The organism is Bacillus cereus group sp. BceL220, assembly GCF_051776965.1.
Lineage (GTDB): Bacteria > Bacillota > Bacilli > Bacillales > Bacillaceae_G > Bacillus_A > Bacillus_A cereus.
The window spans coordinates 335,043-351,105 of record NZ_JBPWBC010000001.1 but is presented as its reverse complement, the minus strand read 5'-3'; the positions used below and the strand labels follow the sequence as shown (position 1 = coordinate 351,105).

Sequence of the window (16,063 nt, the reverse complement as noted above, 5' to 3'; positions counted from 1 at the left end):
GATGGGATATTATTCATTAACAGAAATAACGGCTGTACAATATGCGAAAGATCATGGCTATTTTGAAGCGAAGGCAAATGTCGTTTGTCATGAAATTGGAGACGGAAACTTAAATTACGTGTTCAAATTAGATGATGGAGAGAAATCAATTATAATAAAACAAGCACTGCCTTATGCGAAAGTAGTTGGTGAAAGCTGGCCATTGTCTATAAAAAGAGCAACGATTGAAAGCAAGGCATTACAAATTTTTGCACAGTATGTACCGGATTATGTTCCAGTAGTGTACAGTCATGATGAAGAGTTAGCGATAACGGTAATAGAAGACTTATCAAGACTAACAATTACAAGAAAAGGATTAATAGACGGAGAAGAATATCCGCTTTTATCCCAGCATATCGGCCGTTTTCTAGCACATGTTTTATTTTACACTTCAGATTTTGGTTTACAGTCAGAAGAGAAGAGGGTACTAGAAGGTACCTTTGTAAATCCGGACCTTTGTAAAATTACAGAGGATTTAGTTTTTACAGATCCGTTTGGATATTATGATACAAATGATTATGAGCCAGATTTACAGCTCGTGGTTGATGAACTTTGGAGTGATAAAACTTTAAAACTAAAAGTAGCACAATATAAATATAAGTTCTTAACAAGAAAAGAAACTCTTATTCATGGTGATTTACATACTGGTAGTATTTTTTCGTCACCTTCTGAAACGAAAGTGATTGATCCAGAATTTGCGACATATGGCCCATTTGGATTTGACATAGGTCAATTTATTGCAAATCTATTATTAAATGCTTTATCTAGAGAAGAAGAAAAAAGAAGTGTACTATTTTTCCATATAGAAAAGACGTGGAGTTATTTTGTAGAAACTTTTACAAAGTTATGGATTGGAGAAGGTGTAGAAGCATATACGAAAGAAAAACAATGGTTACCAATTATTTTGCAAAATATCTTTACTGATGCAGTTGGATTTGCCGGATGTGAACTGATTCGTAGAACAATTGGTTTAGCTCATGTAGCAGATTTAGATGAAATAGAAAATAAAGAAACAAGAATTCAAGCTAAGAAACAAGCGCTATCCTTAGGTAAAGAACTAATAAAATATGAATCTAAAAGTGCTGATATTCAACTGTTTCGAACATTATTTCAACAGACAGTTTCAGGGGGCGTAAAAGCGTGAGTACAATTGTTACTGTTCCGAGATCTGTAAGCTGGAAAGGTGATGCAATTGCGGTATTAAATCAAACGAAATTGCCGCATAGCACAGAATACAAAACATTGACGACTATTGAAGAGGTTTGGAAAAGCATCGTAATGTTAGAAGTACGAGGAGCGCCTGCAATTGGAATTGTAGCTGCATTTGGCTTGGCGTTTGCATCAAAAAAATATAACACTGTACATATTGAAGAATTTCAAAAGAAGTTTAATAGAGATTGTAATTATTTAGGAACGTCACGCCCGACAGCAGTCAATTTATTTTGGGCAATTGATCGTATGAGAGAATCTATTCGAGAGATTACTACAATAAAAGAAGCACAAAAAACATTAGAAGAAGAAGCGCTTCGCATTCAGCAGGAAGATGAAGAGGTGTGCCGAAATATTGGGGAATATGCGTTAACATGTTTTAAAGATGGCGATAATATTTTAACAATCTGTAACGCTGGAAGTATCGCAACTGCCAGATATGGAACTGCATTAGCTCCCTTTTATATTGGAAAAGAGAAAGGTGTGCGTTTACATGCATATGCGTGTGAAACGAGACCAGTTTTACAAGGTGGTCGCTTAACGACCTGGGAATTGAAGCAAGCAAATATTGATGTGACCCTTATTACAGATAATACTGCAGCTCATGCTATTCAAACGAAAGAAATAAATGCAATTATTGTAGGGGCGGATCGAATTGTCGCAAATGGAGATACGGCAAATAAAATAGGGACAATGAATTTAGCTATTTTAGCAAAGCACTTTGATATCCCATTTTATGTTGCTGCGCCACTGTCAACATTTGATGTTACGAAAGAAACTGGAGCCGAAATAATTATTGAAGAAAGAGATGAAACAGAAGTTACGAAAATCTTTGGAAAACAAGTAGCACCAATTGGAACGAGTGTTTATAACCCTGCATTTGACGTAGCACCGAACGAATTAATTACAGGAATTATTACTGAGAAAGGTATTATAAGCGGGGATTATAAAAGAGAAATTGCATCATTATTTGAAAAACAGGCTAATACATAATAGCTTGTTTTTTTATGCCTAAATGCATTGTTTTCTCTTACTTATATAATGAAAGGGGGAGAAGAGGATGGAAGAGTGGATCAAGATGATAGGTAATGTAGGGTTTCCAATTGTTGTAACATTATATTTACTCCACCGTATTGAAAGTAAATTAGAGGGGGTAATTGTTGCAATTGAGAAGCTCCCGCGGCAATTACTAAAGTACGAAGATCCTCGTAATAAAAAATAAAGTTTGCTCTTCTTGAGCAAACTTTATTTTTTATTGAGCAGTATAGCCACCATCGATAACGACAGCTTGACCAGTTATACCTTTAGCTTTTTCACTCGCTAAAAACATAGCATAATCAGCGATTTCTTGTACTTGTAATAAGCGCTTTTGTGGGACGAGTGGATAAATAACATCTTCTAAAACATTTTCAAGTGGTACATTTCGTGTAGTAGCTAAGTCTTGTAGTTGATTACGTACAAGAGGGGTATCGACATAACCAGGGCAAAGGGCATTAACAGTAATACCATGCGTAGCACCTTCTAAAGCGGCAACTTTTGTTAATCCAATTACGCCATGTTTTGCACTATTGTAGGCAGCTTTTCCAGCAAACCCGACAAGGCCGTTAATAGAAGCGACATTAATAATACGACCATATTTTTGTTGTTTCATAATCGGAAAGGCATACTTAATTGCGATAAACGGAGCAATTTGCATAATTTGAATTAGTAGCTCAAACTTTTCCGTTGGAAAGTCTTCAATGGGTGAAACGTGTTGCATTCCTGCGTTGTTAATTAATATATCTAATGAACCGAAATGACTAACTGTTTGAGAAATTGATGCTGTAATTTCCTCTTCAGATGTAACGTCACATTTTAAACCGATAGCTTGAAAACCTTCATTTTGTAATTGTTCAGCTGCTTCTTTCGCACGTTCTTCAAGACGATCAGTAATCACAACTTTTGCACCTTCTTTTGCAAAAGCACTTCCCATTTCATATCCAATACCACTCGCAGCACCTGTTAAAAAGACAACTCGATTTGTAACCATGATGAAAAACATCCCTTCATAATAAAGTTTTCATAGTGCTCTATTTAGAGAGGTTATAATGAAAATCCTGCAAACATTTGGAAAAAATATCGTTAGCTATCTTGTTTTGCAAAATAGTCTTTGCTATACTATTTTGTAAAGCAAGATACTTACGCTTGTCTATCTTGTAAAACAAGATAGTAGGAGGATTTGAATTATGTCGACAAGTCAAATGCTGAAAGGGATCTTAGAAGGATGCTTACTTGCTATTATTTCTGAAGGCGAAATATACGGTTATGAAATGAGTGAGAAGCTAGCAAAGTATGGTTTTACAATGGCGAGTGAGGGAAGTATTTATCCGTTATTAATACGAATGCAAAAAGAAGGATTAATAACAAGCGTAATGAAGGAATCTCCATCTGGTCCAAAGAGAAAATATTACACATTAACAGAAAAAGGCGAGGAAGCACTTGATGAATTTATGGATCGCTGGGAAGCGATGCAAAGTAGTGTAGAACGTCTACTTGAAGGGAAGGGAAGGAGAAAATAATGTTATCAAGTGAAGCACGAAAGTTTTTGTTAGATATGAGATTATTTTTGACGGCAAAGAGTGTGAAAGAAAGTGATATTGAAAACTTTTTAGAAGACGCAGAACTTCATTTAATAGAAGGTGAGAGTGAGGGGAAGAGTGTAGAAGATATTTTCGGAAGCTCACCGAAAGAATATGCAAATGAACTTGTAAAAGTGATGGAAAGAGATAGACAGGAAACGTGGAAGCAAATTGGTTTTACAGTAATGAATATCGTATCTTTTTGGATTATTGCTTCTATCTTAATAGTGAGTAATGGAATGTTACAGATTTCACTTATTCAGTGTATCGGTTACAGTTTTTCATTGATTTTAGTTGTTATGGGTCCTAATTTTCTACTTCGCAAAATGACCTTCGTCACAAGCTTTACAAAAACATGGTTTTCCATGTGGTCTTTAGTTATGATTGCTCCATTGTTTTTATTAGGAGCTGTTACGATATTAGATGTGATATATCCTACAAAAATGCTCACATTCACCGAAGTCCAAAGTTATATAGTAGCTGGTGGGATTTTTATGATCACAGTAGCTATAAATATATATTTTGAAGGATGGTTTAAAAACTTATATTTAATCATTCCGCTTTCTATTATGTTAATGTTTAAAACATTTACATCTGAAGATCTCATGCCAATGTTATTTCAAATTATATGTTTATACGGAAGTTTGTTTATTTTAATTTTCCTTGAAATTATGATGAAGACGAATAGAAGAGAAATGGTTAAATAAGGGAGGGGTTATAATGAATGTTTCTAAAGAAGGAGAAAAGTTTTTAATCGATACGAAAGTATATTTAATAACAACAGGGATTAAAGAAGAAGAGGTGGACGCCTTTCTAGAAGATGCAGAGCTTCATTTAATAGAAGGTGAAAAAAAGGGGAAGACGGTAAGGGACATATTTGGTGACTCACCAAAAGAGTATGCGGAAGAATTAGCGAAAGAGATGGAGAAGGATAAAAGCGGGAGTATAAAGACTATTTTAGGAATGATAATTGGAATAGGAGGATATTGGTTACTTACAAATATTTTATTTGGAAATCCGAATCAACAATTTACGTTAACGAATGTACAGTTAATCGGTTATCCTATCGTTTTAATCATTACGATTATTGGAACGATTGTTGCGTTTAGAATGTCTTCTTTTAAAAGTAAATTAGTAGAGTTTGGAATTATTTATGTAGTAGTGATGATACCAATTTTATTATTAGTGTTATTAATATTTATGAATAAATGGTATGGGACGCCAATTTTACAATTGTCGACAATACAGACATATATATTAGCAGTAACTATATTTTTATTACTTCTTATTGGTGAAGTATATGTTCTTGGTTGGATGGGTGTTGTGGTACTGATTGTTCCTCTTGCGATTATGTTCTTATTTAAAGACTTAGAAGAAAGAAATGTATTTTGGGGAATTGCAAAGATCTTACTTATGTATGGAAGTATATATGGATTAATGAGATGGTCTTTAAAAATTGAAGAAAGAAAAATTGGGAACTAGAAATTCAATAAAAAGCGGCTGCTCTGGATATACAAAAAATTATTTCCAAAGAAATATTATATAGGGATTTTTAGAGGGATTACATTTACATTTAGTTGTCTATTTTTATTTCTAGCAGCCGGGATTTGGTTTGTTGATTGGAACAAGTTGTTTTAAACAGTAACATGAGGGTTACTGTTTTTTTCTTTGTAGTAAAGAGCTTTGTAAAGAGAGCGCTTTTTGTTCTGTTGTTAATAAGGAATGAATATGAACGTTTTCTGGACGAGGGACTATCGGATACATAAGATTTGTTGGAGAAGGGTGGTGCTCCGAGCCGGTTGGAGAATGAGGATCTGCATGAGTAAGTTTTCCATGAATACGTCTTGTAAATAAAATATGACCGATTTCGTGAGCGAGCGTATATATATTTTTCATAGGGGCAGCCGAATTTGTTAAAACGATATAGCCAGTAAGTTGCTGTTGTTTTGCTAAAGAATAAGCGCAGGCAATTACTGCTGTTTCTTTGAAATAATCACTGCCAATATAACAAATATAAAGGTCGCATTCAGGAGCTTCATTTACACATGTTTGGAAAAAGGATGCCAACTTTTCTTGACTTTGAATGGAATTTTTATAACTGATTTCACGGTCAAAAAAACGGAAAAGTTCATTTAATACAATTACTTCTTGAATTTGAAATGTAATGGGGTGCCAAATTGATTCTGCAACAGCTAAATCTTTTGCGATGCGGTCATCAGAAATATCGGCACCGGGAGTAATACAAATACATATATTGACGTATGGATCCATAAGGAACACCTCAAATGAAAAAAGTTCTTCCTATAATATATGTGGGAAAAAGATGTCATGTATGGATAAACGCCTTCTTTATTGAATATATAGATGACAAGTCGAAAAAATTTCATAGTTCTATAACATTGTGTGGTCGTCTTTTTGATATAGTAAAGGAAAGGGGGAGAATATATGTATACATTAAAAATCGTTTCAGACAGAGAAGCACTTTATCAATTTGCGAGTTATGTAAGAGTTGTACAAGGGGTTGAAGATGTATATGTAGAGGTGGGAGAACCTTTATATGAACATCCTTTAATGAAGTTTTATGTACATATTAAGCTGAAAGAAACATATGAGCAGCATAAAGCGTTACAGGAAATAGCAAGGTTAGTAGAATTGGGCCGTTTTACATATGTCCATTATCGTAATGATGAAATTGAGGAAGCTTTTGAAGCTGTAAAATATGAAAGTTTTAAGAAATAAAGGTGAAAAAATGGAGGCGAAAGCTTCCTTTTTTTCTTTAAAATTACATGAACAAAAAGAGAGAAATTTTGTTATGATAAGGGAGGTTAGGGAAAGGGGAATTTACATATGGGGTATATTGAAGAGTTACGAAAAGTCGTTGGTACAAGACCGCTTATTCTCGTAGGATCAGCAATCATTATATTAAATGATAATCAAGAAGTATTGCTTCAATATCGTTCAGATACATATGATTGGGGTGTACCTGGCGGGGCGATGGAACTGGGTGAAACGACAGAAGAAACGGCACGTAGAGAGTTATTTGAGGAAACGGGGTTAACTGCAAAAATAATGCAATTTCTTGGTGTTCTATCAGGAAAAGAAGTATATTTCCGTTATCCGAATGGCGATGAAATTTTCAATGTCATTCATCTGTATCAGGCACATCATGTGAGTGGGGAATTAAAGCTCGATCATGAAGGGTTGAAACTTCAATATTTTCCAGTAGATAAGTTGCCAAAATTGAATGAAACGACAGAGAAAATTTTACAAAAGTTTTTATATGCACTGACAGAATAGAAGGTTAATTCCTTCTATTTTTATTATATTAAATATTTTGATTTTTTAGTATGTTTATAGTATGATAGTTATAGATATACATCTTATGGAATTTCACCTAAAAACTTACTAGGGTACATAAGAGAGGGGCAAGTACAAAATGCATAATGTTGTTATTACAGCTGCAGTTCGTTCGCCAATTGGAACTTTTGGAGGAGCGCTAAAAAATGTAACGCCAGTAGAATTAGCTGTTCCTGTACTTCAGGAAGCTGTAAAACGAGGCGGGGTAGAACCACATGAAGTTGATGAAGTAATTTTAGGTCATTGTATTCAAAGAACTGATGAAGCAAATACGGCGAGAACAGCTGCATTAGCGGCAGGATTTCCTGACACAGTTACGGGATATACAATCCAACGTCAATGTTCTTCAGGTATGCAAGCAATTATGTCAGCTGCAATGCAAATCCAGTTAGGTGTAAGTGATGTTGTTGTTGCAGGTGGAGTAGAAGCGATGAGTTCGAGCCCTTATGCATTGAAACAGCACCGATGGGGACAACGTCTACAGCACGGAGAAATTCGTGACACGGTGTGGGAAGTGTTAGAAGATCCGATTCACCATATTATGATGGGTGAAACAGCGGAAAATTTAGTTGAACAATATGAAATTACAAGAGAGGAACAAGATGAAGTTGCTCTTCGCAGTCATACATTGGCACTGAAGGCAATCGAGTCTGGATACTTTGACGATCAAATTGTTCCTATTACAATAAAAGAGCGTAGAAAAGAAGTTGTATTTTCGAAGGATGAACATCCACGTGCAGATATTACAGCTGAAAAATTAGCTGGATTGAAGCCGGCATTCCGTAAAGATGGATCAGTGACTGCGGGAAATGCATCTGGCCTTAATGACGGGAGTGCAGTTCTAGTATTAATGAGCGAAGAAAAAGCGAAAGAAAAAGGTTTACAACCGTTAGCTAGAATTGTTGGATATTCAGTAGCTGGAGTAGATCCAAAAATTATGGGTATTGGACCAGCACCAGCAATTCGTAAAGGTTTAGAAAAAGTAGATTGGTCATTGGAAGATGCAGATTTACTTGAAATTAATGAAGCTTTCGCGGCTCAATATTTAGCCGTAGAGAAAGAGTTAGGCTTAGACCGTGAAAAAGTGAACGTAAACGGTAGTGGCGTAGGACTTGGGCATCCAATTGGTTGTACAGGGGCTCGTATTACGGTAAGTTTAATTCACGAATTAAAAAGACGTGGGTTAGAAAAAGGAATTGCCTCTTTATGCGTCGGTGGCGGTATCGGGGTTGCCTTATTTATAGAAGCACTATAAAAAAGAAGCAGCTATTGCTGCTTCTTTTTTTATGACTCAAATAGATGATGAAATAATCGATCACGATTTTCAAAGAAAAGTTTCGTCGTTTGATAATGCTCGGTTTCTTCTAATGTGGATTCGTGAATCCCCTCTTGTGTTAAAGAGTATATAGTAGATTCAGGGTAAGCCATTAAAATAGGAGAATGCGTCGCAATAACAAATTGTGAACCTTGTTCCGCTAGTTCATGCATTCGAATGAGCATGGAAAGTTGTCTCATAGGTGATAGAGCGGCCTCAGGCTCATCTAAAATGTATAAACCTTGTCCTGAAAAACGGTTCATAAATAAGGAAAAGAATGATTCACCATGTGATTGCTCGTGAAGTGAAACGCCGCCATAAGATTTTATAGCATCTATTTCATCAATATAAGAAGCGACGTTATAAAATGATTCAGCGCGAAGAAAGAAACCGTCGCTTGGTGTATTGAAACTTTTGGAAATTCGTAGATATTCATGTAAAGATGAATGTGAATCGTTTGTGCTAAAGCGGAAATTCTTCGTTCCACCTTCTGCATTAAAACCTAACGCAATTGCAATTCCTTCAAGTAATGTTGATTTACCCGTTCCGTTTTCTCCAATAATGAATGTTACATTTGGATGGAAAGCTAGTGATTGTAATGTTCGGATAGCGGGTAAGCAGTAAGGATATGCGGAAAAACTAGGGATATTTTCTTTTTTTAATGTGACATTTTGTAAAAAGGGTACGTCAATCAATATATAAACCTCAATTCATAACGGATTTTGAATCTAAAAAGGCAGCAAATACAAGTGTTAATGACACCTGAATCCCTTCCTTATTTTCTGAATATTTTATGTGGATTATATCATTTAAACTATCATATTCCAATGTGAAAATAAATATTGCATGAAGATCTATTCTCTCGTTATGATAGATGGTATTCTATTGAAAATGTGAGAAGGAGTTAAAACATGCCGTTTACATTTGCACATCCAGCAGCGGTTCTTCCTTTGGCTAAAAAGCATTCTAAACATATTTCCGTAACGGCTCTTATATTAGGTAGTATGGCGCCTGACTTTGAATATTTTTTACACTTTAGACCGTATGGTGTTATTGGGCATACGTGGCTTGGGTTCTTATATTTAAATTTACCACTTGTCTTCTTATTAGCATGTATATATCATTACGTTTTAAAAAAGCCTTTTATAACACATTTACCTAAACCATTTGCTGGCTACTATACATATGCAATAGACAAGAGATGGGGGCTTCATACATGGGAGGATCTTTTTGTATTTTGTTATTCAGCATTATTCGGTATGTTAACGCATGTTGTTTGGGATGCATTCACTCATAAGACAGGCTATTTTGTTATGAAAATACCATTATTGCAAAGAGAATGGTACGGTATCCCTGTTTATAAATATATGCAACATGGAAGTACATGTATTGGTTTTCTATTATTAGTATACGTTTTATGGAAGTATAGAAATGGAATGGGTAAAGATCTTATTTTAGCTTCGGAAAAAAGAAAGTATTGGATTTCAGTAATTGTTGTGGCAACTATTATATTTATCGTGCATGCGTTCCTAGATCCCTATTTTCATATTTTCCAAATTGGAGGTATAATAGTATCTGGACTGACAAGTTCATTTTGTGGACTTTTCATTGTTTCTATAGTTTACAAGGCAAGGGACTAATTTTATATTCATGAATGATAGTGTTAGGAGAAATGAAATGATGAAAGCATGGAAAAGTATTTTTGTTTTATGTAGTTTTCTTCTTATGTTAAGTGGTTGCTTCCATCAAGAAGAAAAGAAAGCTGAACCGAAGAAGAAAGAATCTATTCCTGAAACGAAAGAATATGGTGGGCGTGAGCTGAAAAAAGTAGGACAAAAAGTGAAAGAAACAGGATGGGGTACTTTCAAGTTAGAGCAGATGCACTCTGTGAATCAAACATTTGAAGTAGCGCCAATGAAAATTCACGTACAAGATGTGAAAGTAATCTCTTTATCACAGATGAGTGAAAAAGCAAAAAATACATTGAAAGTATACACGGCACTAACTCCTGAAGAAGTAAAACGTAGATTAGGGGATAAAGTAAGCCAAGAAGATGCAGAATTATATGCATCGCTAAGTGGAACAGAGATTAGTAATACAATTCGTTATGTTGAGATTACATATAAAGTGGAGAATAGCGGGAATAAAAATATGCAATTTTTCTCTATGAATGATGTTATGATTAATGGTAAGCAACATTTTAAAGTAGCGACTCAAAACTTTTTATATGATGAAGATACGTTAGTTGGTACAAAAAATGTGTCAAGAGAAGACTATAAGCCTGGTGAAACAAGAGATGGTATTATTGGTTTAATACTTGACGATGGAAAAGACAAAGTAAAGGATATTCAGTTTACAACTGATGATTTACTTGCAGGAGATTCTGAAACACAAGATGTTGTAAAAGAGTCACAAACGTTTAATATCTCACTTTCGGAGTAAGGTGTTTTTAAAATAATGTAAGAAAAACAGTCAGCACTCAAATATTATGCTGACTGTTTTTTTATTTCTTTTATGTATGAATCTACATTTTGAAAAGGCACCTTAATTTTAAACGCATCTTTTTGTTCGTTAAATTGCTTTTCATTGTAGGGACCGAAACGTTTATTGTGCTTTACGTCAATAATCCAATAATGTTCACTTTTTTTATTTGCAATTGCTGCGTCAGGGTTATTTGGATCTGATTTTTCCTCAGTTTGTTTTGCAATAATGTATTTATCATCCCAAGCAATGTCTGTAATTTTTGCAGGGATGTATTGTGTGGCATATACAGCATCTTGCGAGGGGAAAAGTTCAAATGCATTTCCAGAAGTACGTATGAGTTCGTATTCATCGTTAACCGTATAAGTTAAGTGACTTGTGTTTCCTGCACAACCAGTTAATAGGAAGGCGATGAATAGGATTATCCATTTTTTCAATATGGGAACCTCCTTTATAATGCTATTGTAACAAATTGTACAAGAAAAGTAAGAGAAACGCTAGTTTACAATGTTTTTTAGAAGTGGTACGATGAGACGGGTAAAGAAGGATATGAAGGAGTCGACATAAAATGAAGTTAAAGATGCATCGTCCAGCGCTTGTAATGAATCGCATAGGTGCTTCCCTAATTGACATGTTTTTAATCTCGGTTATGTATGGTGCAGTAGTAGCTATTATGACCGGAAACTATAGTGCTATGTTTAAGCGCTTTAATATAAGCTTAGGTGATTTTAGATATGATTTCGCAGTAGTTTTCATATTAATGGCGATATATTTTATTGTATTACCCTTTATTTGGAACGGTGTTACACTTGGCAAAAAGGTAACGAGAATAAAATTAATTTCATTGAAGAGTGAAAAGCTAACGTTGCAAACATTAATTATAAGATTTTTTGTAGTGTTATTACCGAACGTATTGCTATTAGGAATTCCATTAATATGTAACGTATATATGATGTTGTTCCGCAAAGACAATTGCGGTTTTCAGGACTTAATTACAAAGACGAAAATAATAAGTCTTGTATAATAAAATAAAAAAAAACCTTTTTATATATATAAGGGTCTTTTTTTATTTTATAAGTATATTGTGAATATTCACAGTGAGGAAAAGCTAAAATGTGTCATTTCTATTTATAATAGATTGAAAATTAAGATAATGGTATAATGATTAAAAATAATATCTTTATCTCACCATTTGGGGCTGATTAAAGTTTTACTTTATATAATAAGGGGGAAGTTGAGATGACAGGAGGTAGCATAATTTTTTGGGGCATTCTCATTTTTATCGGTCTAGTTCTTGATCAGCGTAAGAGTAAGAAAAAAGAAGGATAAAAAGTAAACGTTTACAAATCGAATAGCAATTTTTCTTGCTTGCAGAATAATCTCATAAAGGAGTATACTGAATGACGGTAAGACTTATAGAAGGGGTAATGAAAATGAAGCTTGCAGGAAAAGTTGCTATCGTAACTGGCGGTGGCATCGGTATTGGACGTAATACAGCTCTTTTGTTGGCTAAACAAGGCGCAAAAGTAATTGTGACGGACATTGATCAAGAAAGTGGACAAGCAACAGTGGAGGAAATTACGAATCTAGGCGGAGAAGCCCTTTTTGTATTCTATGATATGGAAAAGCAAGGAGATTGGCAACGCGTTATTAGCATTACTTTGAATGCATTCAGTCGCATTGACATGCTTTTTCAAAATGCTGGTTTATATAAAATAGATTCTATTTTTTCTCGCCAACAAGAGAACGATTCCAATGTACTTTGTATTAATGACGTTTGGATAGAGATAAAACAATTAACGTCATCTTTTATGAAACAGCAAGAAGAAGTGGTGCTTAGTGATTTACCGATTTTCGGTATTATTGGCACGAAAGGACAATCATTTCATACAGTAGAAGCCCTAGTATAATAATGAAAACCGCCCTCAATATATGTGGACGGTTTTTTTGTATGTTATATAGAAGGAAATTTTTTTAGCGAATACGTTGTTCTGTTTGGCTGTCAAAGAAATGCGCTTTATTTAAATCAAATGCCAATTTAATTTGGTCTCCAGGTGAGAATATATGTCTTGCATCAACACGTGCTGCAAAATCTTGATTTCCAAGTTTCATATATAAAATAGATTCAGCACCTAACAATTCAGCAACTTCAATTTTTGTTGTGAAAGTAGTAGATTGTGAAGCTTCTAAAAATAGTAGTTCATCATGAATGTCCTCCGGGCGAATACCTAAAACAATTTCCTTATTTACATAGCCTTGTTCACGTAGCATCTTCATTTTTCCTTCAGATACTTTGATTTTTATAGTATTGTCTATAACGAAATCGGTTTCAGTCAATTTACCACGGAAGAAGTTCATCGCTGGTGACCCGATAAATCCACCCACGAAAATGTTTTCTGGTGTTTCATATACTTCTTTTGGTGTTCCAATTTGTTGAATCTTTCCATCCTTCATAACGACAAGACGCGAAGCCATAGTCATTGCTTCTGTTTGGTCATGTGTTACATAAATTGTTGTTGTTCCAAGGCGATGATGTAGCTTAGAAATTTCTGAGCGCATTGCAACACGGAGTTTAGCATCTAAGTTTGATAATGGCTCGTCCATTAAGAAAACTTTTGCATCTCGAACGATTGCTCTACCTAACGCAACACGTTGGCGCTGTCCCCCTGATAATGCTTTCGGTTTTCTATCTAAATATTGTTCAAGTCCTAAAATTTTTGCTGCATCTTTTACACGACGATCGATTTCATCTTTTGGTATTTTTCGAAGTTTTAATCCAAATGCCATATTATCATATACACTCATATGTGGATAAAGAGCGTAGTTTTGGAAGACCATTGCGATATCTCGATCTTTTGGAGGAACATCATTCATTAGTTTACCATCAATTGAAAACTCGCCTTTTGAAATATCTTCGAGTCCAGCTACCATTCGTAATGTTGTAGATTTTCCGCATCCAGAAGGACCGACAAATACGATAAATTCTTTATCTTGAATGTGTAAATTAAAATCAGTTACAGCTGTTACGTTATTATCATATATCTTATAAATGTTTTCTAATTTAAGTTCTGCCATGGTATTTCCCCCTAGAAATAATTATGCAAACGTTTTCTTTGAGTTCATTATAAACGAATAGATTCAAAAAATAAATAAAAAAATAAAACGTTTTCATATATTGGAGAGTTATTAGTGATTTTCGCATGTTTTCTTAGAAAAAGAACAATAAAAATTGTAAGCGCTATTTTAAATTGAGATAGAATCTGTTATCATTCATTAATGAAAACGTTTGCGCCTTAAAAAAAGAAAAATGAATTATGAATGAAATGGGGTAGCATAATGGAAAAACAATGGTGGAAAGAAAGCGTAGTATATCAAATTTATCCTCGTAGCTTTATGGATAGTAACAGTGATGGTATAGGAGATCTTCAAGGGATTATTTCAAAGCTAGATTACTTAAAAGAGTTAGGGATTGATGTGATTTGGTTATCACCTGTCTATGAATCTCCAAATGATGATAATGGTTACGATATAAGTGATTATTGTAAAATTATGAACGAGTTCGGAACAATGGAAGATTGGGATGAACTATTACATGAAATGCATGAACGTAATATGAAATTGATGATGGATTTAGTTGTTAATCATACATCTGATGAACATAATTGGTTTATTGAATCACGTAAATCAAAAGATAATAAATATCGAGATTACTATATATGGCGTCCTGGAAAAGAAGGGAAAGAACCGAACAACTGGGGAGCTGCTTTTAGTGGATCTGCATGGAAGTATGATGAAATGACGGATGAATATTATTTACATCTGTTTTCTAAAAAACAACCGGATTTAAACTGGGATAATGAAAAGGTAAGACAAGATGTTTATGAGATGATGAAGTTTTGGTTAGAAAAAGGAATTGATGGATTCCGCATGGATGTTATCAATTTTATTTCTAAAGAAGAAGGGTTACCAACAGTTGAAACAGATGAAGATGGTTATGTTTCAGGTCATAAACATTTTATGAATGGTCCAAACATTCATAAATATTTGCATGAAATGAATGAGGAAGTATTATCGAATTATGATATTATGACGGTTGGTGAAATGCCAGGTGTAACGACAGAAGAAGCCAAATTGTATACTGGAGAAGAACGAAAAGAGTTGCAAATGGTATTCCAATTTGAACATATGGATTTAGATTCAGGAGAAGGTGGAAAGTGGGATGTAAAACCATGCTCACTTCTTACTTTAAAAGAGAATTTAACAAAGTGGCAAAAAGCATTAGAGCATACCGGATGGAATAGCCTTTATTGGAATAACCATGATCAGCCTCGCGTTGTATCTCGTTTTGGTAACGATGGAATGTATCGCATCGAATCTGCAAAAATGTTGGCGACTGTTCTTCATATGATGAAAGGAACGCCATATATTTATCAAGGTGAAGAAATCGGAATGACGAACGTTCGATTCCAATCAATTGATGAATATCGAGATATTGAAACGTTAAATATGTATAAAGAAAAAGTGATAGACCATGGTGAAGATATAGAAAAAGTAATGGAATCTATTTATATAAAGGGTCGTGATAATGCTAGAACTCCGATGCAGTGGGATGATCAGAATCACGCTGGATTTACAACAGGTGAACCTTGGATTACTGTAAATCCTAACTATAAAGAGATTAATGTGAAACAAGCAATCCAAGATGAAGGTTCAATTTTTTATTACTATAAGAAATTAATTGAGCTACGCAAAAATAATGAAATAGTTGTATATGGATCATATGATTTAATATTAGAGAATAATCCTTCTATTTTTGCTTATGTAAGAACATATGGAGACGAAAAACTAATTGTTATTGCAAACTTTACTGCGGATGAAAGTGTATTTGAAATGCCTGAGGATATTAGTTATAGTGAATCAGAATTATTCATACACAATTACGATGTAGAAATCGGATCGATAGATAACATTACATTACGTCCGTATGAAGCGATGGTATTCAAATTGAAATAAGAAAAATCCTTATGCCACCTTGGCATAAGGA

Annotated in this window: 20 protein-coding genes and 1 pseudogene; 16 read left to right on the top strand and 5 right to left on the bottom strand. The window is 34.4% G+C overall.

Annotated features, from left to right (window positions below):
• Nucleotide 1: 1 nt before the first annotated feature.
• The 3 genes from mtnK to ACS2FK_RS01765 all read left to right on the top strand — a co-directional run bounded on the left by mtnK (nucleotide 2) and on the right by ACS2FK_RS01765 (nucleotide 2,470).
• Nucleotides 2-1,183 (top strand): S-methyl-5-thioribose kinase, encoded by a 1,182-nt coding sequence (gene mtnK / locus ACS2FK_RS01775; RefSeq protein WP_063548553.1) that lies wholly within the window; start codon nucleotides 2-4, stop codon nucleotides 1,181-1,183.
• Nucleotides 1,180-2,241: an S-methyl-5-thioribose-1-phosphate isomerase gene (mtnA, locus tag ACS2FK_RS01770; RefSeq protein WP_063548551.1), complete on the top strand. Its 1,062-nt coding sequence runs from the start codon at nucleotides 1,180-1,182 to the stop codon at nucleotides 2,239-2,241. The genes mtnK and mtnA overlap by 4 nt, the downstream gene beginning before the upstream one ends.
• A gap of 67 nt (nucleotides 2,242-2,308) precedes the next feature.
• The gene (locus ACS2FK_RS01765; RefSeq protein ID WP_000393338.1) at nucleotides 2,309-2,470 is read left to right on the top strand and encodes a YvrJ family protein; all 162 of its coding nucleotides are present in this window, start codon (nucleotides 2,309-2,311) and stop codon (nucleotides 2,468-2,470) included.
• A gap of 30 nt (nucleotides 2,471-2,500) precedes the next feature.
• On the opposite strand, the gene ACS2FK_RS01760 is transcribed toward ACS2FK_RS01765, so the two are convergent.
• Entirely contained in the window at nucleotides 2,501-3,277 is a 777-nt protein-coding gene (locus ACS2FK_RS01760; RefSeq protein ID WP_063548549.1) for a 3-hydroxybutyrate dehydrogenase, read from the bottom strand.
• A gap of 196 nt (nucleotides 3,278-3,473) precedes the next feature.
• Between ACS2FK_RS01760 and ACS2FK_RS01755 the strand changes: the two genes are divergently transcribed.
• The 4 genes and pseudogenes from ACS2FK_RS01755 to ACS2FK_RS01740 form a co-directional block, all read left to right on the top strand.
• A complete protein-coding gene (locus tag ACS2FK_RS01755; RefSeq protein WP_000107977.1) occupies nucleotides 3,474-3,806 on the top strand; it encodes a PadR family transcriptional regulator in 333 nt (110 codons plus the stop codon).
• Nucleotides 3,806-4,573, top strand: coding sequence for a DUF1129 domain-containing protein (locus ACS2FK_RS01750; protein WP_063548547.1), 768 nt, complete (start codon nucleotides 3,806-3,808; stop codon nucleotides 4,571-4,573). Before ACS2FK_RS01755 ends, ACS2FK_RS01750 begins: the two co-directional genes overlap by 1 nt.
• A gap of 13 nt (nucleotides 4,574-4,586) precedes the next feature.
• Entirely contained in the window at nucleotides 4,587-5,348 is a 762-nt protein-coding gene (locus ACS2FK_RS01745; RefSeq protein ID WP_063548545.1) for a DUF1129 domain-containing protein, read from the top strand.
• 12 nt (nucleotides 5,349-5,360) lie between these two features.
• Nucleotides 5,361-5,504 (top strand): annotated as a pseudogene (locus ACS2FK_RS01740) (DNA-binding protein); the annotation flags it as partial.
• Between the two features lie 15 nt (nucleotides 5,505-5,519).
• Here the strand turns inward: ACS2FK_RS01740 and ACS2FK_RS01735 are convergent.
• Nucleotides 5,520-6,137, bottom strand: a complete 618-nt coding sequence (locus ACS2FK_RS01735) for an ImmA/IrrE family metallo-endopeptidase (protein WP_000371606.1) — start codon at nucleotides 6,135-6,137, stop codon at nucleotides 5,520-5,522.
• Nucleotides 6,138-6,311: 174 nt separating this feature from the next.
• On the opposite strand from ACS2FK_RS01735, the gene ACS2FK_RS01730 reads away from it, so the two are divergent.
• The 3 genes from ACS2FK_RS01730 (at nucleotide 6,312) to ACS2FK_RS01720 (ending at nucleotide 8,478) form a co-directional block, all read left to right on the top strand.
• Nucleotides 6,312-6,605, top strand: coding sequence for a DUF3928 family protein (locus ACS2FK_RS01730; protein ID WP_000288330.1), 294 nt, complete (start codon nucleotides 6,312-6,314; stop codon nucleotides 6,603-6,605).
• Between the two features lie 108 nt (nucleotides 6,606-6,713).
• Nucleotides 6,714-7,163: an NUDIX hydrolase gene (locus ACS2FK_RS01725; RefSeq protein WP_000540529.1), complete on the top strand. Its 450-nt coding sequence runs from the start codon at nucleotides 6,714-6,716 to the stop codon at nucleotides 7,161-7,163.
• Nucleotides 7,164-7,302: 139 nt separating this feature from the next.
• On the top strand, nucleotides 7,303-8,478 hold the full coding sequence (locus ACS2FK_RS01720) for an acetyl-CoA C-acetyltransferase (RefSeq protein WP_000552078.1): 1,176 nt from the start codon (nucleotides 7,303-7,305) through the stop codon (nucleotides 8,476-8,478).
• A gap of 29 nt (nucleotides 8,479-8,507) precedes the next feature.
• Here the strand turns inward: ACS2FK_RS01720 and ACS2FK_RS01715 are convergent, their stop codons facing one another.
• Nucleotides 8,508-9,233 (bottom strand): AAA family ATPase, encoded by a 726-nt coding sequence (locus ACS2FK_RS01715; protein ID WP_000568005.1) that lies wholly within the window; start codon nucleotides 9,231-9,233, stop codon nucleotides 8,508-8,510.
• Between the two features lie 216 nt (nucleotides 9,234-9,449).
• On the opposite strand from ACS2FK_RS01715, the gene ACS2FK_RS01710 reads away from it, so the two are divergent.
• Together ACS2FK_RS01710 and ACS2FK_RS01705 are read left to right on the top strand one after the other, a co-directional pair.
• Nucleotides 9,450-10,178: a DUF4184 family protein gene (locus tag ACS2FK_RS01710; RefSeq protein ID WP_001116896.1), complete on the top strand. Its 729-nt coding sequence runs from the start codon at nucleotides 9,450-9,452 to the stop codon at nucleotides 10,176-10,178.
• Between the two features lie 37 nt (nucleotides 10,179-10,215).
• A complete protein-coding gene (locus tag ACS2FK_RS01705) occupies nucleotides 10,216-10,980 on the top strand; it encodes a hypothetical protein (RefSeq protein WP_000973900.1) in 765 nt (254 codons plus the stop codon).
• 44 nt (nucleotides 10,981-11,024) lie between these two features.
• Here the strand turns inward: ACS2FK_RS01705 and ACS2FK_RS01700 are convergent, their stop codons facing one another.
• Nucleotides 11,025-11,456 (bottom strand): DUF3997 domain-containing protein, encoded by a 432-nt coding sequence (locus ACS2FK_RS01700; protein WP_063548543.1) that lies wholly within the window; start codon nucleotides 11,454-11,456, stop codon nucleotides 11,025-11,027.
• A 131-nt stretch (nucleotides 11,457-11,587) separates the two neighbouring features.
• On the opposite strand from ACS2FK_RS01700, the gene ACS2FK_RS01695 reads away from it, so the two are divergent.
• The 3 genes from ACS2FK_RS01695 to ACS2FK_RS01685 all read left to right on the top strand — a co-directional run bounded on the left by ACS2FK_RS01695 (nucleotide 11,588) and on the right by ACS2FK_RS01685 (nucleotide 12,929).
• The gene (locus ACS2FK_RS01695) at nucleotides 11,588-12,043 is read left to right on the top strand and encodes an RDD family protein (RefSeq protein ID WP_000769080.1); all 456 of its coding nucleotides are present in this window, start codon (nucleotides 11,588-11,590) and stop codon (nucleotides 12,041-12,043) included.
• A gap of 215 nt (nucleotides 12,044-12,258) precedes the next feature.
• The gene (locus ACS2FK_RS01690; RefSeq protein WP_000145638.1) at nucleotides 12,259-12,348 is read left to right on the top strand and encodes a hypothetical protein; all 90 of its coding nucleotides are present in this window, start codon (nucleotides 12,259-12,261) and stop codon (nucleotides 12,346-12,348) included.
• Nucleotides 12,349-12,419: 71 nt separating this feature from the next.
• Nucleotides 12,420-12,929, top strand: coding sequence for an SDR family NAD(P)-dependent oxidoreductase (locus tag ACS2FK_RS01685; RefSeq protein ID WP_000218413.1), 510 nt, complete (start codon nucleotides 12,420-12,422; stop codon nucleotides 12,927-12,929).
• Nucleotides 12,930-12,993: 64 nt separating this feature from the next.
• Here ACS2FK_RS01685 and ACS2FK_RS01680 read toward each other — a convergent pair whose 3' ends face one another.
• Nucleotides 12,994-14,094 (bottom strand): ABC transporter ATP-binding protein, encoded by a 1,101-nt coding sequence (locus tag ACS2FK_RS01680; RefSeq protein ID WP_000818934.1) that lies wholly within the window; start codon nucleotides 14,092-14,094, stop codon nucleotides 12,994-12,996.
• A gap of 261 nt (nucleotides 14,095-14,355) precedes the next feature.
• Between ACS2FK_RS01680 and malL the strand changes: the two genes are divergently transcribed.
• Complete coding sequence (gene malL, locus ACS2FK_RS01675) at nucleotides 14,356-16,032, top strand: oligo-1,6-glucosidase (RefSeq protein ID WP_063548541.1); 1,677 nt, start codon at nucleotides 14,356-14,358, stop codon at nucleotides 16,030-16,032.
• The last annotated feature ends 31 nt before the right edge of the window (nucleotides 16,033-16,063 follow it).

Excerpts from the sequence above, each read along its gene's own strand:
- mtnK (WP_063548553.1), top strand. The coding sequence starts at position 2 with ATGGGATATTATTCATTAACAGAAATAACGGCTGTACAATATGCGAAA.
- ACS2FK_RS01765 (WP_000393338.1), top strand. The coding sequence starts at position 2,309 with ATGGAAGAGTGGATCAAGATGATAGGTAATGTAGGGTTTCCAATTGTT.
- ACS2FK_RS01760 (WP_063548549.1), bottom strand. The coding sequence starts at position 3,277 with ATGGTTACAAATCGAGTTGTCTTTTTAACAGGTGCTGCGAGTGGTATT.
- ACS2FK_RS01755 (WP_000107977.1), top strand. The coding sequence starts at position 3,474 with ATGTCGACAAGTCAAATGCTGAAAGGGATCTTAGAAGGATGCTTACTT.
- ACS2FK_RS01750 (WP_063548547.1), top strand. The coding sequence starts at position 3,806 with ATGTTATCAAGTGAAGCACGAAAGTTTTTGTTAGATATGAGATTATTT.
- ACS2FK_RS01745 (WP_063548545.1), top strand. The coding sequence starts at position 4,587 with ATGAATGTTTCTAAAGAAGGAGAAAAGTTTTTAATCGATACGAAAGTA.
- ACS2FK_RS01735 (WP_000371606.1), bottom strand. The coding sequence starts at position 6,137 with ATGGATCCATACGTCAATATATGTATTTGTATTACTCCCGGTGCCGAT.
- ACS2FK_RS01730 (WP_000288330.1), top strand. The coding sequence starts at position 6,312 with ATGTATACATTAAAAATCGTTTCAGACAGAGAAGCACTTTATCAATTT.
- ACS2FK_RS01725 (WP_000540529.1), top strand. The coding sequence starts at position 6,714 with ATGGGGTATATTGAAGAGTTACGAAAAGTCGTTGGTACAAGACCGCTT.
- ACS2FK_RS01720 (WP_000552078.1), top strand. The coding sequence starts at position 7,303 with ATGCATAATGTTGTTATTACAGCTGCAGTTCGTTCGCCAATTGGAACT.
- ACS2FK_RS01710 (WP_001116896.1), top strand. The coding sequence starts at position 9,450 with ATGCCGTTTACATTTGCACATCCAGCAGCGGTTCTTCCTTTGGCTAAA.
- ACS2FK_RS01705 (WP_000973900.1), top strand. The coding sequence starts at position 10,216 with ATGATGAAAGCATGGAAAAGTATTTTTGTTTTATGTAGTTTTCTTCTT.
- ACS2FK_RS01695 (WP_000769080.1), top strand. The coding sequence starts at position 11,588 with ATGAAGTTAAAGATGCATCGTCCAGCGCTTGTAATGAATCGCATAGGT.
- ACS2FK_RS01690 (WP_000145638.1), top strand. The coding sequence starts at position 12,259 with ATGACAGGAGGTAGCATAATTTTTTGGGGCATTCTCATTTTTATCGGT.
- ACS2FK_RS01685 (WP_000218413.1), top strand. The coding sequence starts at position 12,420 with ATGACGGTAAGACTTATAGAAGGGGTAATGAAAATGAAGCTTGCAGGA.
- ACS2FK_RS01680 (WP_000818934.1), bottom strand. The coding sequence starts at position 14,094 with ATGGCAGAACTTAAATTAGAAAACATTTATAAGATATATGATAATAAC.
- malL (WP_063548541.1), top strand. The coding sequence starts at position 14,356 with ATGGAAAAACAATGGTGGAAAGAAAGCGTAGTATATCAAATTTATCCT.